Here is a 21,906-nt window from a genome sequence, read left to right as displayed (position 1 = left end):
CCGGCACCCATCGGCACGTAGAACTGTTTGTGCGCATCGATGACGACGGAATCGGCACGCTCGATGCCCGCGAAGCGCCAGCGCTCGCGCTCCGACAGCAGTGTTGCGCCGCCCCATGCGGCATCCACGTGGAAATGGCAGCCGGCCTCCTGGGCAACATCCGCAATCGCGTCGAGCGGATCGACTGCGCCCGTCTCCGTCGTCCCCGCTATGCCGACGATCGCCATCGGCCGAATGTTGCGCTGCCGCAAGTCACGCAGAGTCTCGCGCAGCAGGTCGATGCGCATGCGACCGTCTGCATCGACTCCGACCGGCACAAGATTGTCGCGCCCGATGCCAAGGACATCGGCTGCCTTGCGCAACGAGTAGTGTCCGCGCTCCGAGACAACGATCGCGAGCCCATCATGGCCGTAATGGCGCAGCGCGGCCGCCAGTCCGGCGCGATGTATGCCGGCGAAGCCACCACGCGCGCCCAGCAGGTTGTTGCGGCTCGCCCATAGCGCGGTGAGGTTGGCGACCGTGCCGCCCGAACAGAACGCGCCGAGCGCGTGGTCGGCATCGTGCAACCATCTCGCATAGAACGCGCTGTCCTGGGCGAATACCAGCTTGTGCAGCATGCCGATGACCTGGCGCTCAAGCCCCGTCAGCGCACCCGACGTCTCAAGCTTCACGACGTTCTGGTTCAGCGCTGCCACCACCTTGGCTAGCGAAGGCATGAACGACGGCAGCGACGACGTCATGTGTCCGACGAACGTTGGCGATGCCACGGGCATCACGTGCCGGAAGACGTCGTTGAGCAGATGATCGGCATGCGCTTGCGGCGATGTCGGAGTCTCGGGCAACTCAACCGACGCGAACACCGCCTCGCGCGTGGTGCACGCGCCAACCGGATTAAAGTGCTCGCTGGCAAAGAAATCCGCCGGATGCTCGGCGATCAATTGCTCGAGCGATTCGAATGCACCCCGATCCGCGTCGAACCAGCGCAAGGGGCAGTCGTCGCCCTCGTCCGTGCTTTGTGAAGTCTCTTCGCGAGAGATGTCCGGCTTCATTTGCATTACCCAGTTCAATTCCGTAGCGCCATGGTCCGCCGGGTATTATGCCGGATCGGGCGGATGCGGATGGCCGAGGGCCCCAACCGGCACCTTTGACGACGTCGCCGCTGCCCGTTGACGACCGTCAATCGCCTTCTCTATTGAGATGCGTCTGATCCGGAGTGTACTTACGCTCCCTCGAAAGCGGAGGGGGCGCTGGATGGCCGGACGAGGGCATCAAGAACAAGATCACTCCGCTGCGGCGACGGCACCCAAATCGCTTTTAAGGCGGGGGCCAACCCCAGGACGGACCTGGAGCATGGCGAACACGCCCAGCGCGGTCGCGATCGACGTGGCAATGAACATCGACGAGTAGCCATAGCGTGCCGACAGGATCCCGGTCAGCGTCGGCGCCAGCACCGCGGCAATATTGGCGATGAAATGCATGATGCCGCTGAATGTGCCGACGCGCGACGGCGCGGTGTCGATCACCACGGCCCAGTAGACCGAGTTCGGCAGCGCGTTCAAGGCATTGCCCAGCGACAACTTTGTGGCGGGAATCATGGCGCATGATCCGCGCGGATTCGAAATGCCAGTTACGTCCGCTAAGACGAGATGAAGCAATTGCAAGAGGAGGGCAGCGAGCCCTAACGTTTCCACCCGATCCGGTGCCGCTCCTGCGTGGCCTCATGGCGGGCATCGTCCTCCGTATGTAGATAGGCACTCGTGGTGGCAATGGACGCGTGCCCGAAGTTGTCTCTTACAAACCGCAGGTCCACCTGCTGGTCGGTCATGTGCGACCCCGCGGTATGGCGCAGCCAGTGCGCCGAGGCGCTGGCCAGCACCGCGGCCCGGCTTTCCCACTCGGGGCCGCGCGCGCGCAGGCGCGCGGCGGCCATACCGAACACTTCCTTCAGCACGAGGTGCAGCGCGCCGCGCGACAAGGGCTTTTCCTTGCCGATGATCGGCAGCACGATGGGGCGCGCCTCACCAGGATGCGGCGCCGGCGGCAGGCCGTTCGCCTCGCGATAGCGCGCCAGCTCCACGATCAGTTCGTCCGTGGCCGGCACCAGCCGCGTCTTGTTGCCCTTGCCGGTCACCTCCAGCCACCAGCGCTCGATGCCGTCACGGTCGCGCCGGCAGAAGAAGGCGCCCATCCGGGTCTCGGCCACTTCCGCCGCGCGCAGGCCACCGAGATACAGCACCGTGAGGAGCCAGCGGCAGCGCGCCGCGTGCAGCCGGTCGCGCTCGGTGGCGGTGTCAGTGTTGGTGTCGTTCGCACCCGGCATCGCCTCGATGGTGTCCTTGACTGCCTGCCACATGGCGTGGCTGAGGTAGCGCGTGATACGGGGCTTGGACTGGCCGCGCCGGTTGCGTGCCAGGGAGAGCGGGTTGCCGGCGAGGTAGCCGGCGTCGACCAGCCAGGCGAACAGTGTATTGAGGATCACCATCGCGTGCCGCGCACTGGCCGGGGAGAGCGGGCCGGCGAACGGCCGCCAGTCTGGCGCGCCGCGCGCGAGCTTCTTGCGCGAGGCCATGACCCAGCGCCAGGCCGGTTGGGGGTCGGCCAGGAAGCGCTCGTACAGCAGCAAGTCCTCATGGGTCAGCGACGAGAGCGGCTTGCCATGCTGCATGACGGCCCACAGCAGCAAGCGCTCCACCTCGCGCCGATAGGTCTGCAGGGTGGCTGGCGTGTCGGTGTAGCGCGCGAGCCAGGCGGTGACGGCGGCCAGATCGTCGGCGGCAGCGATCTGCGGGGTGCCGCCGCGGGCCCGGTTGCTGCCGGCGGCGCCGGACAGCTCGGTGGGCAGGCGCAGGCGTTCGATCGGGGTGGCCGGCAGGGCAGCGAGGGGAAGGGCTTCCATTGGTGGGGCGTGCGTCACATTGGTGAATGTGGTCGTAATTATAGACAGAAGATCATTTATGTCTAAAGATATCTGTGATGAATTAGGTTTCTATCGTATGACGTAGTAATATTCAACGAATTTGACCGCCCCCGTTGCCCCAAACATGACCGCCAGCCCTGCATCCACGCCGCCCATGTCCAGTGAGGCTGCTCCTGACGCCGCCCTGCAGGCCACGCTCGCCGCCGAGGTGGCGACGCTGCGCGCGCAGTTCCCCGAGACTCGCGCGCTTTACCGCGAGGTCTGCGCCTTGCTCTTCTTCCGGCATGGCATCACCCCCACCGCCAACAAGCTTTATGGCCTGGTGCGCAAGGGCAGCATGGGCACGCCCACCGAGGTGCTGGCGCAGTTCTGGGCGGACCTGCGCGGCAAGATGCGCGTCACCATCGACCACCCCGGCCTGCCGGAGGCGCTCAAGCAAATCGCGGCGGACGCCGTGCAGTCGATCTGGCAGGCCGCCAACGAGGCGGCCGCCGGCGAACTGGCCGCGCTGCGGGCCGAAGCGCGGCTGCAGGCGAGCGAGGCGGAGGCGCAGCGCGACCTGGCGCGGGCCGCGGTGGTGGTGGCGGAGCAGGAGACGACGGCGGTGCAAGCCGCGCTCGACGCCGCGCAGCGGGCGCGCGCGGCGCTACAGGGGGAACTGGACGCCGCGCGCCAGGCCCTCGCGGCCGCGCAGGCGCGTCAGGAGGAAGGCACGCGTCAGATTGAGGTGTTCGAGCGGCAATTGGGAGAGTTGCGTACCCAGTTCTCGACGGAGCTGGAGCATACCCGCGAGCAGGTGGCCGTCGCGCAGGAGCGGGCCAGCGCCACCGAACGCCGCGCACTGCGGGAGATCGACCAGGAACGCACGCTGCGCCAGAAGGGCGAGCAGGCAGTCGCAGACCTGCGCACCGAACTGGCGGCCGTGCAGGCGAAGGCGCAGGACGCCGCCGTGGCCGGCGCCGAGGAGCGGGCGCGGCAGCAGGCCGAGCGCGACACGCTCAGCCGGCAACTGGCGGCGGCGCAGCAGGAACTGACGGAGAGGCAGGCGGGGCAGGGCAGCCTGCGGGCCGAACTGGAGGCGGCGCTAAGGCGGGCCGAGCGCGCGCAAGCCGAGGCCATCGCGACGCGCCGCATGGCGACCACCAGGCGTCAGGCGCCAGCGACCAAAACCAAGTTCAAGTTCAAGCCGGGACCGGCCTGAGGAGGGAGGCGAGGATTTGTCCACCGCGAGAGGGGATAAGCCTGTGGACAAACCGCGCGAGGACCAGATGCCCGGCGGGCTCCTCGGGTCCGATTAATTGTTGCGTGGACATCAACGTAAGGACGTCTCGGATGAAGGCCTGCGGTAGGAGAAGGGCATTCGGCTGAACCATGCGCTCGGCTCGGCCACCGAATTCGAGCACCATTATGACTTTGGCGATGACTGGCAGCACCGCGTCATTGTCGAATCACTTGGCTACCCCCCAATTGCGAATCCACCTGCGGGGATTGACCCCGCCGCTTTGGCGACGCGTCCATTCCTTGAGCGGTGGGAGACGAACTGGAGAATCCGGATGGCCCATGCCGCACGGCGTCGTGGTTTCGGCCACCGCGTTCCACATGGTTCCGTTACGAGCCCCAAAGACGTTGCGCCACCAAAAGCACAAAATGGCAATACTTGTGCGCAAGAGGCCTTGCCCGCCGCGCCGAAATTCGTTCGCCCATTTGCGCCAAGTCCTCCCATTCGGGAGATAGGTGCGGCCAGGGCTCCTTCAAGAGAAAATTGAATGCCGCCCCCTTGAAAACTGGCGACAGATAGCCTAATTTAATCTCGCCCAGGCAGCCGCGATGTTGAGCGCTGCGTGTTTCTGTTTGTTTGCCAGCAGTTTGGCAGGCGAGTGGGAGCGCATAGGCCCGTTCGCCTCCTTGCTGCATCAAAGGAGGATACGATCATGAGTGATCTCTTTTTCGGGACCGACCTCTTCAGCGAGTTCGACCGCCTGCAGCGCCAGATGGCGAGCTTGTTCGGCGGTTTCCCGTCCAGCATCCGCTCCGAGCGATTCGGCGCGTTCCCCGCCGTCAACGTTGGCACGACGGAAGATTCGATCGAAATCGTCGCGTTCGCTCCTGGCATCAAGCAAGACAAACTCGAGGTGTCGATCGACAAGGGCTTGCTGACGATCAGCGGCGAACGCGAAGCCGCGCACCCGGAAGATGACCCCGAGGTACGCCCGTACGCGCAGGAGCGATTCGTCGGCCTCTTCCGGCGCGTCGTCGAACTGCCGCAGAATGCTGACCCCGACAAGGTACAGGCGCGCTACGCCAACGGCTGCCTGTCGATCAGCATCGGCAAGCACGAATCCTCGAAGCCTCGGGCGGTCACTGTCCAGTAACGTGAGGAGAATGCCATGAGCGACACTACCCAAGTGGTTGAGCGCGGCCAAGGCGCGGCGGCGCAACGCCAGGAAGAGAGGCCAACGCGCAAGATCACGCTGCTTCCCGCTGTTGACATCTTCGAGGACAGCAACGGCGTCACCCTTTGGGCGGATCTGCCGGGGGTCACCAAGGACAGACTCAATGTGAGTGTCCACGACGGCAACCTCCATATCGAGGCGGAAGCCGTGGTGCCGACCCCGGCCAACCTGCGGGTGCAACACGCGGAAATTCGCGAGCCGCACTTCGCCCGCGCGTTCGCCCTGAGCCCCGAGTTCGATACGTCGAAGATAGATGCGCACTTGCAGGATGGCGTGTTGAAGCTGACGATCCCGCGCCGCGACGAGGCACGGCCACGTCGCATCGCGGTTAGCGTCGGGTGAGTTCTGTCGTGCCATTCACGGGGCGGAACGGCAGGGTGGCGTCCGGGTGGGCGCCACCGTCGCCCCGTAGAAGACGCGGATGACCGTATCGGCGGCCCCACCACCAGGGCTGGGTCTTGCGGCGTCGCCGTTGGCCGGGCGCGACCGGTCCCGGCGGTCATTCATACCCATCCAATGAGCATTCGGCAGGAGGGTAAGATGAAAACGGAACTGGGCAAATGGAACCCCTTCAAGTTCCTACGGAAGACGACAAGTGACAAGCAACCGATGGGGGATGCGTCCAACGTGCCCGCGCCGAGGCACGGCACGCCCGACTGGCCTGACGTTGCGCGACTGTTTTCTAGCGATCCCTGGCGAGCGATGGGAGAATTCCTGCACGAACCGTTCGCGGGCTTCGGTGGTTTGGATCGATGGTTCGGCGACTTTAGTTCGTCTCGCTTCCAACCTCGGATCGATGTGGTCGACGATGGCACTGCCCTGAGAATCACAGCTGAGTTGCCGGGCATGGACCGCGAAGACCTCCAGATCACCATCGAAGATGGCGCGCTGGTGTTGCGGGGCGAGAAGAAGCAGGACGTTCGGAGCGAAGAAAACGGCTGCTACCGCCTGGAGCGAGCGTACGGCGCATTCATGCGCAGTATTCCTCTGCCCGATGGAGTCGACGTGGAGCACGTCGATGCGAAATTCGAAAGAGGACTGTTGACACTACGCCTCCCCAAGACCGGGTCGTCGCGGTCTGCCGTAAGGACGATCGAAGTGAAGTGAGCTGATGTCTGCAATCCTGAGGCATCGTATGTATTTGCGCGAAGCGTGCTGCACGCAGGCGGGCAATCCTGGCGGCCGTGGAAGGGGGCGGCTGACGCGGAACGCCAGAGGCGGGCGCAGCCCCCCTCTGGCGCGGGCGATGCTTGGGGCTGCATGCTACTGGCCCCCAATGGGGCTCATTGCAGCGGCGAACCAAGGCGCGACGTTGCGTTCTTGAAATCGCCGGACTCGCCCCTATTTTGGCGGCAATGTACTGTCGGATGGAGACTTCCATGGAGTTCGATTCTGAGTGGCTGACGCTGGGCAAGCATCGGGTACAGCTCAAGTGCGCGCGCGGCTTCCCTACCGAGCGAACGCGGAGTGTGGCGGAGCTGGCCAAGATGGCCATTGAGAACAACCTGAGCGCGGGGGCCCGCTTGGTCGAGGTCACTGCAGAAGGCGAGAAGGCCTATGTGATCAGTGTCGGCACCACCTTCGCGAAAGACAGGGAGGCGGCGCCCCACCTGGAAGTGGCATTGGCCACAATGTTCGGCTTAGCGCCCGAGCAGGTCAACATAGACGTCGTCGTGGTCAGTCAAACGGAGGTGGATATGCACTTTGGCGTGTATGAGCGGATGCTGGCTGAAAAGCTTGGCGCCGTGCCACCAATCCAGTGAAGCGCGGTCCTGGCATCGGGCGCTACCTGCTGCTGCGCGCCGAGGATCGGCGACGCATATGAACGCGTCCCGTTTGCACCAGATTTTTGCTTGTTCAGACACCGACAGGATGGGCTGCAGCTCTATATCCGTACATGGACACCCGCCTATGAGCAAGATGGGGTTGCATTTTGAGGGTCACGACTGCGTCCGTACATTCGGCTTCTGATGTGTCGCTTGTGGACACGAGCCCCCCCGTGCCAATATGACGTGCGTCACCTATCCCTGATAGATTAGTTAGCTTCCGTTTGGCTCCGGCCCTGGTCAGAAACGATAGTTGGCTGTCAGTTCCACCCGGCGTCCGGAGCCCTGCAGCCATTGCGTGGAGTTGTAGTAGGCCGTCGTCACGTAGTGTTTGTCGAACACGTTGAAGCCGCGCAGCGATAGCGTCGTGTCCTTGCGCGGACGCCACTGCAGCAACACGTCGGTAGTCGTGTACGCCGGCATTTCCAGCGTGTTCGCGCGATTTGCGAAGCGGCGTCCCACGTAGCGCAGGCCCGCGCCGGCCGTCCATCCCGACAGGAAGCGCCAGGTCAGCCACGCGTTGGCCACGCGCTCGGGAACATCGGTCGGCACATTGCCGGCGCGTGAAACGGGCGCGCCATCCACTGATTCCGTGAAGTCGTCGTAGCGAGCCTGCAGCAACGCCGCATTGGCGTCGAAGCGCCAGCCAGGCAGGAATTCGAGTCCCAGCGTGGCCTCGAGACCCTTGGAGGATTGCTGGCCCACCTGAACGCTCTGCGAGGGGTTGAGCACATCGCGCGTGACCAGGTTGTTCTTCACGATCCGGTAGGCGGCGAATGTCCATTCGCCTTTGTTTTGCCAGAAGGATTGCTTCAGGCCGGCTTCCACCTGGTGGCCAGTGGACAGACTGAAATTGCTGTTGGCGGGCGAGAGCATCAGCAGCGCGCTGACCGGGTCGGCCGCTTCAGAATATTGTGCGTAGACCGCAAGGTTGTCGGTCAGGTTGTAGACGGTGCCGGCACGCCATCCCACGTGCGAGAACGACTTGTCGTACGCCTGCTGGTTGCTGACCAGGTCGTGACGCGCGATGTCCGCATGGTCGTAGCGCAGGCCGGCAAGTACCGACCATTTCGGTGTGATTTCCAGCCGGTCTTCCAGGAAAAGCGCGTACTGCGTGGCCTGGTTGACATATTTCGGCGCGGTGCCCGCCACGTTGACGAACGTGCCGCGATCGAACACATAGGGATCTACAACCGAACTGCCAGAGTACGGCGAATTGTTCGTATGCTGGAATGACGCGCGGTTCAGGTCGTAGCCGGCGGAGATGCTGTTCTTCATGCCGAACAGGTCGTGGCGATAGACGGCATCCGACGTATTGCCCACCTGCCACTGGTCATGCAGGATCTCCACGTACGACGAGCGACGGATCAGGCCGCTTGCAGGGAGGTAATCGTAATACTCGGCGTTGCGCCAGTGGCGCTTGCTGTCGATGTAGTACAGGCGCGAGCGTACCGTGAGGTTGCTGCTGGGTGTCCACTGCGCCGACAATTCGGTCCACTGGTCATCGTATTTGATCAGGCTGTCGGAGACGTTGTAGTTCTTGGTCCGCAAGGACGGGTCCTGCTGGCCGTTAACGAGCGGCACGCCGAAATAGCGTGGTGGTTCTTGCCAGCCCTTGGCATAGCTGAGTTTCACGCTCAGCTCGGACGTCAGATCCCACTGCAGCGCGCCGGACAGCGAAAGATTGCGCGAATCGCCGAAATCGACCCAGCCGTCAGAGCGGTTGCCGCTCACATCCAGCCGGTAGGACCACTTGTCGTTGATCGCGCCGCCGCTGCCGAAGGCCAGCCGCTGGGTGTTCTCGGTGCCGATGGTCGCCTGGATTTCGTTCTCGATGGCACCGCGCGTGGGCTTGTTCGGCACCACGTTGACCACGCCGCCGATTGCGCCCTCGCCATAAATGACGGAAGCGGGGCCACGCAACACCTCGATCCGTTCCACCGACCACGTGTCGAACGGGAACGTCACGCCGATGCCGCCGTACTGGCGCAGGCCATCGTAAAGGCGCATCACCGAGTTGGCATCGGTAAAGCCGCGCGACGACAGGGAAGCGCCGCCATTGCCGGGGTGGCCGAGGCTCGTCATGCCCGGCGCGCGTGTGATGGCATCGACCAGCGAGGCATCGCCACGCTCCTCGATCTGCTCGCGCGGGATCACGTCCACGCTCGCGGGCGTCTGCATGGGGGTCAGGCCGAGGTTGGACCCTACCGAAGCCGGCTCGCGGAGTTCGGATACAGACGACGCATTGACCGTGACCGCCGGCAGTTCATGGGCGGCCGAATCCGACTCTGCCGCATGTGCGGCGGCGTGAGGCATGCAGGCGGTAGCAGTGGCCAGTGCGAGAAGGGGTCGGCGAGGGAGGTGGCGAAGCATGAGAGGTCGGTCGAACCGGACAGGATCGAGTGGCTCGCGGATTGAATGGATCGGCCCACATTGTATTAATCCTGTGACAAGTCCGGCATGTGACACAAGGACGCATGTGATGACAGGTCAGGCCCGCCCATATGTCACATTTGCATGCCTAGGTCAAATTGATGGAAATTCGTGACTTTGCGCCCGTTTTGGCACGAATCTCGAGCGTCGGACATGTGACACACCGCGCTCGGACAGGGGCTTCGGTGTCCGGCAAATTGTTCTATACGCTAGACAGCGGGACGGCAGAGCAGCTCCGCTATTGCCTGGAGAAGACCAGCAGCACAGGTCGATATGGGGCGTGCTCAATCTGGGCGTCGGCTATCGTCCGACCCGGAATGTGAATCTGGATTTCCAGATTAAGAACCTGGCCAACCGGTACTACGAATATGTCTGGAACGACGGCACGCAGAACGTGCACTCGCCAGGCCCGGGCGCGCATTCCATGGTTCGCTGGCAATCAGCTATTGAGCCCGGCATCACACGCCGAGGTTCTCCGCGGCGAATCCCCAGTTGACGAGTTTGTCCAGCACGGCATTCACATAGTCCATGCGACGGTTCTGGTAGTCGAGGTAATACGCGTGCTCCCACACGTCGATGGTCAGGAGCGGCTTCTGTCCGCCCGGTGGCAGTTCGGCATTGGCGGTCCGCACGACGCGCAGCTTGTCGCCTTGCGTCACCAGCCATGCCCATCCGCTGCCGAACTGCGCCATGGCCGCTGCAGCCAGTTCCCGTTTGCAGGCATCAACCGTGCCGAACGAGGCCTCGATGCGCTGCCGCAACGCCGCAGGCGGATCGCCGCCGCCTCGAATACGCAGGCAATGGAAATAGAACGTATGGTTCCAGGTCTGGGCAGCATTGTTGAAGACCGCGATCTTGTCGGGTTGGCCAGTCGTGGCGGCAATGATCCGCTCCAGGGGTAGATCGGCCAGATCCGTGCCGGCGATGAGCTTGTTGAGATTGTCTACGTAGCCGCGGTGGTGCTTGCCGTAGTGGAAGCTCAGGGTTCTCGCCGAGATCACCGGTTCGAGGGCGTTCTCCGGGTAGGGTAGCGGAGGCAGTGGGATGGTTGCTGCCTGCGCGCCCAGGGGGCGCAGGCCAAGGGCATATGCCGCCAACGAAAGCGAAAAAGTGGAGAGAAAATCTCTCCTGCGCGACGCGTGAATAGAAGAAACGGACGTCATGGCGGCTCCTGTTTGATCCACGACGAGATGGATGAGACCGATGTTCGAATCCCCGCCGCGCTGTTGAGCTCCTTGGGGCAGCCTATACTGCTCAACGAAGCCAACCTGAGTATAGGGAGAACGGAGATGAAAGCGAGGGTTCTCGTCGTTGCAGGGATTATGGTGCCCGGCCTATTGCTATTGATTACCGGCCCGGCGTTCGCACAGGTGGATGTGACCGACGCCTGGGTGCGTGGCACGGTCCCGGCTCAAACGGCGACCGGGGCGTTCATGACGTTGCAGGCACACAGCCCCGCCAAACTGGTCGGCGCTGCCACCCCTGCGGCCACTACCGTCGAACTGCACGAAATGAAGATGGAAGGGGACGTCATGAAAATGCGTCCCGTGAAATCGATCGATCTGCCTGCGATGCAGGCGGTGCAGCTCAAGCCCGGCGGCTACCACGTGATGCTCATTGGGCTGAAGGCGCCATTGGCGGCGGGCACCAAGGTGCCGGTTACGCTCAAGATACAGGAGGGCGGCAAGGTGACCGAGCAGACGGTTTCGGCGGAGGTCCGCGATATCGCCGCTGGTGGAACATCCTCGGGCATGCCGGGCATGAAACAGTGACGAGCGTCGGTGGAGGGCGCGGCGTTTGGTCGCAGAAGCCCACTCTGCGCCTCACGGTATGCTTGTGCCAAAAAATCCCCCTGCATTTTCTCCAATGAGCAATGTTCTCCCACCCACGGCCGCTTCGACGGCCGCGTCGTATCGCATGCTGTGGCGCTGGCATTTCTATGCCGGGCTGTTCGTGATGCCGTTCCTGATCGTACTGGCGGTGACGGGCACGATCTACTGCTTTCAGCCACAGATTGAACCTTTGCTCTATCCGAAGCTGCTGACCGTGGCACCGGGCGAGGCGCCGCAGTCAGCGCAGGCGCTGTTGGAGCGCGCCCGCGTGGTGGCGCCGCCGGGCGCGGTGGCTACCACCTACACCATCGCCACGCGACCCGATGCCAGCGCGGAGTTCATTTTCCGGCTGCCATCCGGCAAGAGCGACAGCATTTATCTGAACCCCTATACCGGCGAGTATCTCGGCAGCCTCAGCGTGGAAGATCGCTTCATGAAGCAGGTGCGGATGCTGCATCGTGCCTTGCTCGCAGGTAAGCCGGGTGAGTTGCTGATGGAGCTGGCTGGATGCTGGGCGCTGGTGATGATCGCCACCGGCATCGCCATGTGGTGGCCGCGGCTGCGTGCGTCGGGGTTCGGTGCATTCAAGATGGCGGAATCGAACGGCAAGCGCGGCTGGTGGAAGGAACTTCACCTGGTGCTTGGGACGTGGCTCGCGCTTGGGGCGCTGGCATTCGTGCTGTCGGGCCTGCCGTGGACGGCGTCGTGGGGCACGCAATTCAAGGCTGTTGCCACGGCGGCGAACCTGGGGCGCCCGGATGGTGGTGGCGCTGGCTCACATCAGCACGGCAGCGGTGGCGGTCAGGCGCATCCGCAAGCCCAGCCACAGGCGCAGCCTTCGCACGCGGGGCACCATATGCACGCGCAGACGATGGAGAGTCTTCCGTTCACCGACGTCCCGTGGGCCACGGGCCTGACCACCGTGCCGACCGGATCGGCGGGGCATCCTATCGGGCTCGACCAGGTCTTGGCTACGGTAAAGGCGCAGGGCGCATCGGCGGGATGCCAGGTAGCATTGCCCACGTCGGCAATGGCCGTCTACTCGATATCGTGCTTCCCGAGCGATCCGCAGGACGAACGGACGCTTCATGTGGACCAGCATACCGGCGCGGTCGTCAAGGATATCCGCTTCGCCGACTATGGTGCGGTGGCCAAGGGAATTTCCTACGGCACGGCCCTCCATATGGGGCGCTATTTCGGGTTGGCGAACCAGATTGCCTGCGCCGCTATCTCGATCGGGCTAATGGCTCTGGCGGTGACTGGCTGCATCATGTGGCTGCGGCGCCGGCCCGCCCGAACACTCGGGGCACCTTCTTATCCGGCCAGCTTGCCGCCCATGCGTGCGTGGGTGATCGGCCTGGGCCTGCTCGGCATGGTCTTCCCGATGATGGGCGCCACGATGCTCGTGGTCTGGCTGCTCGATCGCTGGATTGCGCGTCGCAGCGGCGCCCTCCCCGGACGATCGGAGACGCTGGCCACGTAGTGGCGTAATACGCGGCAGGCAGTGGAGCAGCAATCGGCCATCGCGGGGCTGCCCGCCTGCACGGTAAGCCTGGGGTTGGCCAGCATCGAGGCCGGGAAGCGACCCTTGACGAATTGCTGGCGCGGGCCGATTCGGCGCTGTATCAGCCAAGGCTGATGGGCGCAACCGTGTTGAGGCATGCTGAAGTGAGCTTTTTTGGGGGCTTCGCCGATTTACGGGGGAAGGGGTTGATAAGGAGCCCCCCGCATTCGCCGAAGTTCATACTTCCATTAAAAGAAAGCGCTCAATCGAACTAGCTAGCGCCACTGGCGTTTCGTCCATCGGATAGTGCCCTGCGTTCGGCATAACCTCGATGGACGCGTTCGTGAACCAGCGCAGCGTGGTGGCCTCCATGCGTTGGAGCGTCACGGCGGGGTCGTGCTCCCCGATGACGATGTGCAAGGGCGTGGACGACCCGCAGACCTGCTCGGCGAAGTTGGTGTTTGCCCAGGCAGCCAAATAAGCGGCAAATGCGTTCCTGTCCGACAGCGTCATGGACAGGGCGGCCATCCTCGCCACCCAGTGCTTTGGCAGGCGGCATCCCGTGGAGTTGTCGATAATCGCGCGTCGGGCAGTTTCGTTCTCCGCCGCCGCGGAAAACAGCGACCAGGCCTCTTCGTCAAACGGCATGCCGCTTGCGGGAACAGGCGCGATGGCAAAGAGCCGACCGACCCGGCGCGGTGCCTCAATCATCACACGCTGGATCGCCATGCCGCCCATTGAGTGGCCCATCAAATGAAAGCGGTCCCATCCGAGTTCGTTGGCCAGCCGCAGCGCATCCTGAGCGATTTCATCCATCGTCCATTTGCCTGGGATGCCGATTCGAGCACCATACCCCCGATAGTCGAGGTAAGCTACCGTGTAGCGGCTGCCATCAAGCAAGTCGGCCAGAGGCTTCCATGCCCGGGCGTTGCCGAACCAGCCGTGCAATGCAATGACATGGATCGGTCCGTGGCCGATTACGAGGGCATTCAGGGTAGTTTTCAGCATGTGTTTGTCCGCGCAAGAGGATGGGAGCAGGCTAGCGGATAACCCACTTGCACCGCTATCCCTGCCGTCCGCTGACTTACCGGATTGTCCGGACTTCAAGTCCGCACGAAGGAGAGGACAGAGATGAAAAACGCAGACCGCTCCGTGGCTGTGCAAGGTGCGTTCGGTCGCATCGGCACGCACACGACGTCGCGGCCGCTGGTTGAGCATGCCCACAATGAATTCAACTTCGTGTTCAAGCTCGGTGGCTCGGACACTGGATTTCGCGTGGGGCGCCAGACGTGTCGGTTGACCGATGCGTCTGCCATCGTCATCAACCCCTGGATGCCCCATTCAAAGCTGGCGAGCGACACAGATCCCACCATGGTGCTCACGGTGTTGCTCCATCCCGGCTGGCTGGGCGAACTGCTCAATCTAGGTCCTCTCCCGTTGGTTCGGCTGTTCGGCGGCCCTTGCGTGGTGCTCACCGCTGATGTTCAGCGCATCGTTTCCCGTCTGGCGGCGTCGATGAACGCCGGTGCGCCGTTTGGCGAAGCCCTGCACGACGGACTCGTGCGCGAACTGGCGGTTGCCATCACGGATGCCTATGCCGCGGCCGACATGCGCACCAACTTCTATCGGCGCGATCGACCGCTGGATGCCCGAATCACTCGAGCAGCGGCGCTGATCAAGGAACAAGCAAAGCAGAACCCCAACCTGGACGATATCGCCGCTCAAGTGGGTCTTTCTCGCTCGCGCTTCTTTGAGCAATTCAAAGCCTGCGTTGGTGCGTCGCCGCAGCAATTCATGAATTGGGCTCGCATGGCAGTGGCCACCCGGTTGCTCGCCGAAACGACGGAGAGCGTTGCCGAGGTGTCAGACGAATTGGGTTTCGCTGCGCCCAGCCACTTCGCACGTTTCTTCGCTCAACATATGGGCGTTCCGCCCAGCGAGTTCAAGCGCGGCGTGATCAGCGAGTAGATTCAGCCGATGCACGATCGCGCGCATAACCGGTCTTCGCTCCAAACAGTTTCTCGCGCTGGGACCAGTCGTGTGTCTGCTCCCACAGGGCAAGTACTTTGGGTGCCTCGGCCTCGAATTCCTTATGGCGTTCGGGAGCGTAAGTGTTTGTCGTGAGTTCCAGGCGATGGCCCGAAGGGTCATGGAAGTAAATCGACTTGATAAAGCCGTCGTGGTCCGTAGGACCTACCACCTCAAGTCCGAGTGTCTCGAAGCGAGATTTTGCCGCCATCAGCACGTCGATGCTCTCGACCTGAAACGCGAAGTGCTGGATCCAGTCTGGTGACGTGCGATCCTTGACATCCCCGGGGTCGTTGGGGCATTCGAAGAAGGCGATACAGCTGCCATCCTCCATCTCGAAGAAGATATGGACATGCGGACTGTAAGCGCCAGTGGACGGCACATGGTCCTCGCCCATTGCATGAGAGAACTTCAGGCCCAGGACTTGAGTGTAGAAGTTGACCGTCGATCGCGCGTCCACGCAGCGGTAGGCTGCATGATGAAGTTTCTTGCATAGCATCATTGATCTCCTGGGGATGGTTAGTGAAGGATCGGTTCGCCGGTGCCTTGGGCACGGAAGCGGCACCGACCTTGCCCGCTGCACCTGGATGGTCCTCCACCGCAACCAGCCGCTCCTGCCGCGGCGCAAGCGCCTTTGCGATCAGGTGCACTCTAGCAATGTGCGGCGCGCGGGCGATAGCGCCATTGTCCGGCGACTTACCCAATCGTCCGGAATTGCGTGCGGCGTAATCATTCGGACGATTTGATCTGTTTCCGGAGGCCACGGTTAGCGCCAATTGGCCGTCGATTTCTATAGTTGCATCGCCAACACACGACATCGACGAACCAATGAAACTTGCTACTCTCAACAACGGCACCCCCGACGGCCAGCTGGTCGTGGTTAGCCGGGACACGCGCACCGCCGCCGCGGTGCCCACGATAGCGGCCACGATGCAAGCTGCTCTGGATCGCTGGAGCCAGGTATTGCCCGATCTGCAGCGCGTATATGACCGCCTGAATGCGTCGGACTGCCAGGATGCATTGCGCTTCGATCCGGCCGCCGCCGCTGCGCCATTGCCGCGCGCTTACCAGTTCCTCGATGGCAGCGCCTACCCGTCTCACATGGAGACCGTGCGCAAGGTGCGAGGCGCCGCCATGCCGGCGGGGTTCGAGACCACGCCACTGCTCTATCAGGGCAACTCTGACCGATTCCTGGCCCCAGCGGATCCCATCCTGCATGCGCAGGATGAAGGCTACGGCATCGACTTCGAAGCCGAGGTTGTCGCGGTGACGGGAAACGTATCCCAAGGTACCCGTTCAACTTCTGCTCGCGATGCCATCCTGCTGCTCGGGCTGCTCAACGACACGTCCCTGCGCGAGGTGATTCCTGGCGAAATCGGCAGAGGTTTCGGCTTCATGCAAGGCAAGCCGGCGCGTACGATGGGGCCTGTGTTCATCACACCCGATGAGGCCGGCTCGTTGTGGAACGGCCGTCTGTTATCCGGCCGCTATGTGTGTGAAATACGCGGTGAACGCATCGGCGAGCTGGACCCTGGCATCGACGCGATGTTCGGTTACGACGACCTGATTGCGCACGCGGCGCGCACGCGGGATCTTGGGGCTGGCACGGTAGTCGGGCTGGGGGCCATCGCCAACCGCGACCGCCGCCGCGGATGCGGCTGCATTGCCGAACTCCGAGCTTACGAACAGATCGAGCAAGGGAAGGCACTCACCCCTTTCCTGCAATTCGGGGACGAGGTCTATCTCGAGCTCTTTTCCCCCGAGGGGACGAGCCTCTTCGGTGCCATCCGTCAGCGGGTGGAACGCTTCGTCGTCTCGCGCTAACCAACATTCAGAGGGAGTGACCATGTTTCAATACTTTCCTGGCAACTATATGTGGTCCCTGGCCGTCAACCGGGCGTTGGCCAGCGGTGGACACCTGGGAGAAATCCATTGGGCTTGCGAGTCGCTGCGCGAGGTCTCCGGTCCGGACGGACACGGTGACAACGAGGCCTGGCACCAGGCCTGGCTCAAGCTCGCCCGACAGGTCGAAGGCATCGCTGGCGAAGCCGCCAGCGCTGGGCGCACGGTGACCGCACGCGATCACTACATGCGCGCCGCGCTTTACTACCAGTGGGCAGAAGCGTTCCTGATGCCGAACGACCCACGCGCCAGGTCGACGTTCGCGAAGCACCTGGAAGCATTTTCACTAGGGGCTGAACGCTTCACCCCCCAGATCGAAATCATCGAGATTCCGTTCGAAGGCAAGATACTGCACGGCTACTTCGTTCCGGCAGCCACTGGTGACGGTCCACGGCCGGCGATGGTGCTCTCCGACGGTCTGGACGGCACCAAGGAGGAGATGGTCTACGTGGCGTTTGCCTTGGCGCAACGCGGCATCTCCACACTGGCCATCGATCATCCGGGGCAGGGCGCCACGCTCCGGCTGTCCGGCCTGAAAGCGCGCCATGACTCGGAAGTGGCGGCGGGAGCGGCTGTGGACTACCTCGAGAGCCGATCCGATGTCGACTCGGAACGCATCGGTATCGTGGCGGCCAGCATGGGCGGCTACTACGCGCCGCGCGCCGCTGCCTACGAGAAACGTTTCAAGGCCTGCGTGGCCTGGGGCGCCGTGTACGACTACCATAGCGTCTGGTTGCGCCGCTTCCAGGTTCAGCCCGGAAAGCCCGTTTCGCTTGACGTAAAGGCCGCGCTGGGCACGACAGGCGATCACATCCTGCACATCCTGGGGGTGAACAGCTTTGACGACGCACTACGCGCACTGGAGCCGTTCCATCTGCGCGAGGCTGCGCAAGACATCCGTTGTGCCGTCCTGATTGTGCATGGGGAAGACGACAAGCAGACTCCCCTGAGCGATGCGCGGAAGCTGTTCGATGCGATCGGTAGTACGAACAAGACGATGCGCATATTTACGCGTGCCGAAGGCGGGGCGGCCCACGTGCAGCTGGATCGGCCGGAGCCGGCGTTGAGCTTGCTGTGCGACTGGCTGCTCGACCATCTGTGAGCCCAGGCTCATGGGGCTGGAGCCCTCGCGCTTCGCGCTATTTTGCATAACATCGAGGAGACACAAGCATGCAGTTTTGCCGTAGACACCTTGGCGCCGTGGTGGTTGGAGGAGCGTGGCTCCTGAGCGCGAGCATCGCCTCGGCCGAGCCCTATCCCGGCAAGCCAATACGGGTTCTTGTTCCCTATACAGCCGGTGGCGGCGTCGACTTGATTGCGCGGGCGGTGGCGGAGCGGCTTGGCAGGCGACTGAAGCAACCCGTGATCATCGAGAACAAGCCTGGCGCCAACGGGGTCCTGGCAACGCAAGAGGTGGCAAGATCAGCGGCCGATGGCTATACCCTGGTGATTGGCGTCCCAGCCACCATTGCCATCAACCCAAGCCTTTACAAGCTGAGCTTCGACCCGATCAAGGATCTGCGCCCAGTCGCCCAATTGGCAATCGCCCGCTTCGTCATCGTCACCGCGCCCGGTAGCGGTATCCAGTCTCTGCAACAGTTGATCGCGCAGGCGAAAGCCAATCCGGGCAAGTACAGCTATGCGTCATATGGCAACGGATCCGCGCCCCATCTGGCAGGGCAGATGTTGATGACGACGGCCGGGATCGATATCAACCATATCCCGTACAAAGGCTCGACCGCAGCATTGCTCGACGTGATCGCTGGGCGGGTCACCTTCATGTTCGATGTGGTGGCGAATGTCCAGCAGCATGTGCAAGCGGGAACGCTGAAAGTCATCGCAGCAGCCGGCGACCAGCCGCCGCCGCAGTTCCCGCACGCACCCGTGGCCAAGAGCGTGGTTCCCGGCTTGGCGCTGGACGGCTGGGTTGGCGTGTTTGCGCCAGCCGGCACGCCGGCGCCCATTGTTGACAGGCTGAGCACGGAAGTGAATGCGGTGCTGAAGGAGCAGGACCTGAAGCGTAGACTCACTGACCTGGGTTTTGACGTTGCAGGCAGTACCCCGGAGCAACTCCTTGAAACCATCCGCAAGGATCGCTCCACCTATACCAAGGCGGTGCAGGACGCAGGCCTTCGCAATGAATGAAAACAAAGGAGATACCATGATTGTTATCGATGTCCCTCGCCCCGGTGGCCCCGAAGTCCTCAGCATAGAGGAGCGCCCGGTGCCCAAGCCAGCAGCAGGAGAGGTGCTGATTCGCGTACGGGCCGCCGGCGTGAACAGGCCGGACGTCATGCAGCGCGCCGGCATCTATCCGATGCCGCCTGACGCACCGAGCGTGCCAGGCCTTGAAGTGGCAGGCACCGTGTCCGCCCTGGGTGAAGGCGTGACGCGATGGAAAGTCGGCGATCGACTCTGCGCCCTGCTGATCGGCGGCGGCTATGCAGAGTACGTCGCCGTTCCGGCAGGTCAGTGCATGCCGATTCCCGGAGGGATTGACATGGTGCTGGCGGCAGCACTGCCGGAGGCCGCATTTACGGCGTGGAGCGCACTGATCGAACATGGCCGCCTGAAAGCGGGTGAAAGCCTGCTCGTTCATGGGGGAACCAGCGGCGTCGGCTCATTGGCCTTGCAGTGGGCCAAGCATCTGGGCGCTTCGATATTTGCAACCGCCGGCAGTGCCGAGAAGTGTGAGGTGTGCCGATCCCTGGGCGCCGGCGTCGCGATCAACTACCACGAGCAAGACTATGTGCAACTGGTGAACGCGCATACGGATGGCCGGGGTGTCGACGTCATTCTGGATATGGTGGGCGCGCCTTACTTCGCGAAGAACCTGGCGGCCATCGCGCGTGATGGTCGTATGGTCTACATTGCCCATCCCCTGGGCCGGGAGCTCACGGTGGATATTGGCACCGTGATGATGAAGCGTGCCTACATCACAGGCACCACGCTTCGTCACCGGACACTTGAGCAGAAGGCCGAGATCGCCCGCGAGCTCGAGGCGACGTTGTGGCCATTGGTCGCGGACGGCCGCGTGCGACCGCTGGTCAACCGCGTGTTTGCGCTGCGTGACGCAGCCCAGGCGCATTCCCATCTGGAAAGCGGCGACAACATTGGCAAGATCGTTCTGCAAATCGACGGCGCTGATTGAGCGCCGGTGGCACGATCGAAATGGTCAACGATTCAGGGCACTGGTGTCCTGAGTCGGAAGTTCATTGCACTATCGTTTCATCGTGTCTCTTTGCGGATATTTGCTACTTCGGCCCGTTCGTTGGAGCAAGGAAATGAAGCAGAAAATGATTGCCGGTCTGATGGCTACCGCACTTCTGGCGGGAGGATTGGGTCAGATCGTGTGGGCCATGTCGGACGGCCTGCCGCCCGTGCAACATGCCGGGTCCGTAAGTTACCTGTCCGGCGGCGTTGGGGCCGACGCGTCTGGGGCAATCAAGGCCCAGATACCAAAGTACCCCATGGTTCTAGAATTCGCTGGCAGTGCCCAGGGCGCCAACGAGTATCTCTCCGACGTTCCAGTGACCATCACCGATGTACACGGACGCGCCGTGCAGGATACTTCCGCGCGTGGACCATTCTTGCTCGTATCAGCCCAGCCTGGGCGCTACTCAGTCGCCGCTACCTATCAGGGCAAGGCCGAGCACCGGGCGATCACCGCAACGCCGCACGGCCACGTGCACGAATTATTCTTATGGAGAGGGTGGGCCTTTAAAAAGCGCGTCCCTGATCTGCCCCCACGGCTTAACGAGGTATTGCGCCTGATTGCGCGACTCGGCGGCTTCCTGCCAGGGGGGGGAGCGCCGCGCATGCGCGCGACCGCTAAGGTGGCGGATCGATGCTCCTAGACTTCCTGCTCTGCGCAGCAGAGGAAAGGATGGAATTTGAATCGGGTGTTGTAGCGCTCGGGCGACTAATGGAAGGCGATTTCGACGTCGACGCCACACGTGCGACCGAATACCTTGCGGGGGAGTTAGCGGCGGGCGCCATCACACCCCAGGTTGTCAACGGGCTCGCCTGCCAGCTCCTGGACTCCGCGAATCCAGTCGGGGAGGCGGCGGCGCGGGCTGCGCTCCCGCCACGATCATGTCGATGAAGTTCTGCATGTAGCCCCGCACGTATTGGTCGGCCCGCAGGCTGACCGCCGCCATCGACGGCGGAAAGAGGTCGCCGGTGTCGATCACCGCGAGGTCGGTGTCACGCCGCGGCTCCACCGCCATCTGCTGCAACACGGCCACGCCCAGGCCGGCGGCCACGTAGGCCTTGATCACGTTGGCGTCGGTTGCCCTGACCACCACGCGCGGCGCCAGTCCCCGGCGCTCGAACTCGCGCATCACCATCCATCCCGAATTGAAGTGCTCGTCGTAGGTCACGAGCGGATAGCGCGCGATGTCCTCGATCGTCACGCGTGCCACCTTCATCAGCGGATGCCGCCGCGGCACGATCAGGCAGCGTTGAATGGCATAGGCCTCGAGCGTGACGATGCCTTCCGGCGTCGCGTCCGGCAGCGTCGAGATGCCGAGGTCCACTGCGTTTTCGCTGACCCACTGCACGATCTGCGCGGGGTGTCCCTGCAGCAGTTCCAGGTTTACGGCCGGATACGCCGCGCTGAAACGCCGAATGGCGTCGAGCAGCCCGTAGCGCGCATGGATGTGCGTGGTACCCACGCGCAGCGTGCCGCTGCCACCGGCGAGGCCCGCGCTGGCCAGCCCCGACAGCGCGCGCGTGTCGTTGAGCACGCGCCGCGACAACGCCGCCGCTTCCTGGCCGGCGTCGGTCAGTCCCACCAGGCGGTTGCCCCGGCGCACGAACAGTTCCACGCCGATCTCGCCTTCGAGCGAGCGGATCAGCTTGCTGACGGCGGGCTGGGTGGTGTGCAGCGCGTCGGCCGCGCGAGACACGCTGAGTTGGCTGGCGATGACGGCTTGCAGGCAGCGGAGTTGCTGGAGGGTCATGATTGACGCGCCGGTTGGATCATGCCAGTTTGGCAATGATTGTCTAC

The 21,906-nt window shown here is 63.3% G+C and carries 22 protein-coding genes; 14 read left to right on the top strand and 8 right to left on the bottom strand.

Features of this window, described 5'->3' with window-relative positions:
• The 3 genes from AC1DQ3_RS22620 to AC1DQ3_RS22610 form a co-directional block, all read right to left on the bottom strand.
• The coding region (locus AC1DQ3_RS22620; protein ID WP_477122378.1) for an aminotransferase class V-fold PLP-dependent enzyme at window positions 1-1,049 on the bottom strand (1,049 nt) is incomplete at its 3' end.
• 231 nt (window positions 1,050-1,280) lie between these two features.
• Window positions 1,281-1,595 (bottom strand): hypothetical protein, encoded by a 315-nt coding sequence (locus AC1DQ3_RS22615; RefSeq protein WP_477122377.1) that lies wholly within the window; start codon window positions 1,593-1,595, stop codon window positions 1,281-1,283.
• 83 nt (window positions 1,596-1,678) lie between these two features.
• A complete protein-coding gene (locus AC1DQ3_RS22610; protein WP_477122376.1) occupies window positions 1,679-2,896 on the bottom strand; it encodes a tyrosine-type recombinase/integrase in 1,218 nt (405 codons plus the stop codon).
• A 145-nt stretch (window positions 2,897-3,041) separates the two neighbouring features.
• Between AC1DQ3_RS22610 and AC1DQ3_RS22605 the strand changes: the two genes are divergently transcribed.
• The 6 genes from AC1DQ3_RS22605 to AC1DQ3_RS22580 all read left to right on the top strand — a co-directional run bounded on the left by AC1DQ3_RS22605 (window position 3,042) and on the right by AC1DQ3_RS22580 (window position 7,133).
• Window positions 3,042-4,118 (top strand): DNA-binding protein, encoded by a 1,077-nt coding sequence (locus AC1DQ3_RS22605; RefSeq protein WP_477122375.1) that lies wholly within the window; start codon window positions 3,042-3,044, stop codon window positions 4,116-4,118.
• A gap of 157 nt (window positions 4,119-4,275) precedes the next feature.
• The gene (locus AC1DQ3_RS22600) at window positions 4,276-4,683 is read left to right on the top strand and encodes a hypothetical protein (protein ID WP_477122388.1); all 408 of its coding nucleotides are present in this window, start codon (window positions 4,276-4,278) and stop codon (window positions 4,681-4,683) included.
• Between the two features lie 165 nt (window positions 4,684-4,848).
• A complete protein-coding gene (locus AC1DQ3_RS22595) occupies window positions 4,849-5,289 on the top strand; it encodes an Hsp20/alpha crystallin family protein (RefSeq protein ID WP_477122374.1) in 441 nt (146 codons plus the stop codon).
• Window positions 5,290-5,304: 15 nt separating this feature from the next.
• Window positions 5,305-5,712, top strand: a complete 408-nt coding sequence (locus AC1DQ3_RS22590) for an Hsp20/alpha crystallin family protein (RefSeq protein WP_477122373.1) — start codon at window positions 5,305-5,307, stop codon at window positions 5,710-5,712.
• A gap of 198 nt (window positions 5,713-5,910) precedes the next feature.
• A complete protein-coding gene (locus AC1DQ3_RS22585) occupies window positions 5,911-6,477 on the top strand; it encodes an Hsp20/alpha crystallin family protein (protein WP_477122372.1) in 567 nt (188 codons plus the stop codon).
• A 272-nt stretch (window positions 6,478-6,749) separates the two neighbouring features.
• Complete coding sequence (locus AC1DQ3_RS22580) at window positions 6,750-7,133, top strand: hypothetical protein (RefSeq protein WP_035866346.1); 384 nt, start codon at window positions 6,750-6,752, stop codon at window positions 7,131-7,133.
• A 303-nt stretch (window positions 7,134-7,436) separates the two neighbouring features.
• On the opposite strand, the gene AC1DQ3_RS22575 is transcribed toward AC1DQ3_RS22580, so the two are convergent.
• Together AC1DQ3_RS22575 and AC1DQ3_RS22570 are read right to left on the bottom strand one after the other, a co-directional pair.
• A complete protein-coding gene (locus AC1DQ3_RS22575) occupies window positions 7,437-9,512 on the bottom strand; it encodes a TonB-dependent receptor (RefSeq protein ID WP_477122371.1) in 2,076 nt (691 codons plus the stop codon).
• Between the two features lie 575 nt (window positions 9,513-10,087).
• Complete coding sequence (locus AC1DQ3_RS22570) at window positions 10,088-10,792, bottom strand: superoxide dismutase (protein WP_477122370.1); 705 nt, start codon at window positions 10,790-10,792, stop codon at window positions 10,088-10,090.
• Window positions 10,793-10,918: 126 nt separating this feature from the next.
• On the opposite strand from AC1DQ3_RS22570, the gene AC1DQ3_RS22565 reads away from it, so the two are divergent.
• The gene (locus AC1DQ3_RS22565) at window positions 10,919-11,401 is read left to right on the top strand and encodes a copper chaperone PCu(A)C (RefSeq protein ID WP_477122387.1); all 483 of its coding nucleotides are present in this window, start codon (window positions 10,919-10,921) and stop codon (window positions 11,399-11,401) included.
• 94 nt (window positions 11,402-11,495) lie between these two features.
• Entirely contained in the window at window positions 11,496-12,944 is a 1,449-nt protein-coding gene (locus tag AC1DQ3_RS22560) for a PepSY-associated TM helix domain-containing protein (protein WP_477122369.1), read from the top strand.
• Between the two features lie 258 nt (window positions 12,945-13,202).
• On the opposite strand, the gene AC1DQ3_RS22555 is transcribed toward AC1DQ3_RS22560, so the two are convergent.
• The gene (locus AC1DQ3_RS22555) at window positions 13,203-13,973 is read right to left on the bottom strand and encodes an alpha/beta fold hydrolase (protein WP_477122368.1); all 771 of its coding nucleotides are present in this window, start codon (window positions 13,971-13,973) and stop codon (window positions 13,203-13,205) included.
• Between the two features lie 123 nt (window positions 13,974-14,096).
• Between AC1DQ3_RS22555 and AC1DQ3_RS22550 the strand changes: the two genes are divergently transcribed.
• Window positions 14,097-14,933: a helix-turn-helix domain-containing protein gene (locus AC1DQ3_RS22550; protein WP_477122367.1), complete on the top strand. Its 837-nt coding sequence runs from the start codon at window positions 14,097-14,099 to the stop codon at window positions 14,931-14,933.
• On the opposite strand, the gene AC1DQ3_RS22545 is transcribed toward AC1DQ3_RS22550, so the two are convergent.
• Entirely contained in the window at window positions 14,923-15,495 is a 573-nt protein-coding gene (locus tag AC1DQ3_RS22545; protein WP_477122366.1) for a VOC family protein, read from the bottom strand. The genes AC1DQ3_RS22550 and AC1DQ3_RS22545 overlap by 11 nt on opposite strands.
• A gap of 326 nt (window positions 15,496-15,821) precedes the next feature.
• Here AC1DQ3_RS22545 and AC1DQ3_RS22540 point away from each other — a divergent pair, with 326 nt between their 5' ends.
• From AC1DQ3_RS22540 to AC1DQ3_RS22520, 5 genes are all read left to right on the top strand, one after another.
• Window positions 15,822-16,817, top strand: a complete 996-nt coding sequence (locus AC1DQ3_RS22540) for a fumarylacetoacetate hydrolase family protein (protein WP_477122365.1) — start codon at window positions 15,822-15,824, stop codon at window positions 16,815-16,817.
• Window positions 16,818-16,839: 22 nt separating this feature from the next.
• Window positions 16,840-17,997, top strand: a complete 1,158-nt coding sequence (locus AC1DQ3_RS22535; protein WP_477122364.1) for an alpha/beta hydrolase family protein — start codon at window positions 16,840-16,842, stop codon at window positions 17,995-17,997.
• Between the two features lie 68 nt (window positions 17,998-18,065).
• The gene (locus AC1DQ3_RS22530) at window positions 18,066-19,040 is read left to right on the top strand and encodes a Bug family tripartite tricarboxylate transporter substrate binding protein (protein ID WP_477122363.1); all 975 of its coding nucleotides are present in this window, start codon (window positions 18,066-18,068) and stop codon (window positions 19,038-19,040) included.
• Between the two features lie 16 nt (window positions 19,041-19,056).
• Window positions 19,057-20,046, top strand: coding sequence for an NAD(P)H-quinone oxidoreductase (locus AC1DQ3_RS22525; protein ID WP_477122362.1), 990 nt, complete (start codon window positions 19,057-19,059; stop codon window positions 20,044-20,046).
• Window positions 20,047-20,179: 133 nt separating this feature from the next.
• The gene (locus tag AC1DQ3_RS22520; protein ID WP_477122361.1) at window positions 20,180-20,752 is read left to right on the top strand and encodes an SH2 domain-containing protein; all 573 of its coding nucleotides are present in this window, start codon (window positions 20,180-20,182) and stop codon (window positions 20,750-20,752) included.
• Between the two features lie 156 nt (window positions 20,753-20,908).
• Here the strand turns inward: AC1DQ3_RS22520 and AC1DQ3_RS22515 are convergent, their stop codons facing one another.
• Window positions 20,909-21,859 (bottom strand): LysR substrate-binding domain-containing protein, encoded by a 951-nt coding sequence (locus tag AC1DQ3_RS22515; RefSeq protein WP_477122360.1) that lies wholly within the window; start codon window positions 21,857-21,859, stop codon window positions 20,909-20,911.
• Between the last annotated feature and the right edge of the window lie 47 nt (window positions 21,860-21,906).

This window comes from Cupriavidus sp. 01T418, assembly GCF_056398885.1.
Note: the sequence above shows the minus strand (reverse complement) of the source record. Positions and strands in the feature narration are given on the sequence as shown.

What these genes read in the sequence shown, in the direction of transcription:
- AC1DQ3_RS22615 (WP_477122377.1), bottom strand. Translation starts at nt 1,595, where the DNA reads ATGATTCCCGCCACAAAGTTGTCGCTGGGCAATGCCTTGAACGCGCTG.
- AC1DQ3_RS22610 (WP_477122376.1), bottom strand. Translation starts at nt 2,896, where the DNA reads ATGGAAGCCCTTCCCCTCGCTGCCCTGCCGGCCACCCCGATCGAACGC.
- AC1DQ3_RS22605 (WP_477122375.1), top strand. Translation starts at nt 3,042, where the DNA reads ATGACCGCCAGCCCTGCATCCACGCCGCCCATGTCCAGTGAGGCTGCT.
- AC1DQ3_RS22595 (WP_477122374.1), top strand. Translation starts at nt 4,849, where the DNA reads ATGAGTGATCTCTTTTTCGGGACCGACCTCTTCAGCGAGTTCGACCGC.
- AC1DQ3_RS22590 (WP_477122373.1), top strand. Translation starts at nt 5,305, where the DNA reads ATGAGCGACACTACCCAAGTGGTTGAGCGCGGCCAAGGCGCGGCGGCG.
- AC1DQ3_RS22585 (WP_477122372.1), top strand. Translation starts at nt 5,911, where the DNA reads ATGAAAACGGAACTGGGCAAATGGAACCCCTTCAAGTTCCTACGGAAG.
- AC1DQ3_RS22580 (WP_035866346.1), top strand. Translation starts at nt 6,750, where the DNA reads ATGGAGTTCGATTCTGAGTGGCTGACGCTGGGCAAGCATCGGGTACAG.
- AC1DQ3_RS22575 (WP_477122371.1), bottom strand. Translation starts at nt 9,512, where the DNA reads ATGCCTCACGCCGCCGCACATGCGGCAGAGTCGGATTCGGCCGCCCAT.
- AC1DQ3_RS22570 (WP_477122370.1), bottom strand. Translation starts at nt 10,792, where the DNA reads ATGACGTCCGTTTCTTCTATTCACGCGTCGCGCAGGAGAGATTTTCTC.
- AC1DQ3_RS22565 (WP_477122387.1), top strand. Translation starts at nt 10,919, where the DNA reads ATGAAAGCGAGGGTTCTCGTCGTTGCAGGGATTATGGTGCCCGGCCTA.
- AC1DQ3_RS22560 (WP_477122369.1), top strand. Translation starts at nt 11,496, where the DNA reads ATGAGCAATGTTCTCCCACCCACGGCCGCTTCGACGGCCGCGTCGTAT.
- AC1DQ3_RS22555 (WP_477122368.1), bottom strand. Translation starts at nt 13,973, where the DNA reads ATGCTGAAAACTACCCTGAATGCCCTCGTAATCGGCCACGGACCGATC.
- AC1DQ3_RS22550 (WP_477122367.1), top strand. Translation starts at nt 14,097, where the DNA reads ATGAAAAACGCAGACCGCTCCGTGGCTGTGCAAGGTGCGTTCGGTCGC.
- AC1DQ3_RS22545 (WP_477122366.1), bottom strand. Translation starts at nt 15,495, where the DNA reads ATGATGCTATGCAAGAAACTTCATCATGCAGCCTACCGCTGCGTGGAC.
- AC1DQ3_RS22540 (WP_477122365.1), top strand. Translation starts at nt 15,822, where the DNA reads ATGAAACTTGCTACTCTCAACAACGGCACCCCCGACGGCCAGCTGGTC.
- AC1DQ3_RS22535 (WP_477122364.1), top strand. Translation starts at nt 16,840, where the DNA reads ATGTTTCAATACTTTCCTGGCAACTATATGTGGTCCCTGGCCGTCAAC.
- AC1DQ3_RS22530 (WP_477122363.1), top strand. Translation starts at nt 18,066, where the DNA reads ATGCAGTTTTGCCGTAGACACCTTGGCGCCGTGGTGGTTGGAGGAGCG.
- AC1DQ3_RS22525 (WP_477122362.1), top strand. Translation starts at nt 19,057, where the DNA reads ATGATTGTTATCGATGTCCCTCGCCCCGGTGGCCCCGAAGTCCTCAGC.
- AC1DQ3_RS22520 (WP_477122361.1), top strand. Translation starts at nt 20,180, where the DNA reads ATGAAGCAGAAAATGATTGCCGGTCTGATGGCTACCGCACTTCTGGCG.
- AC1DQ3_RS22515 (WP_477122360.1), bottom strand. Translation starts at nt 21,859, where the DNA reads ATGACCCTCCAGCAACTCCGCTGCCTGCAAGCCGTCATCGCCAGCCAA.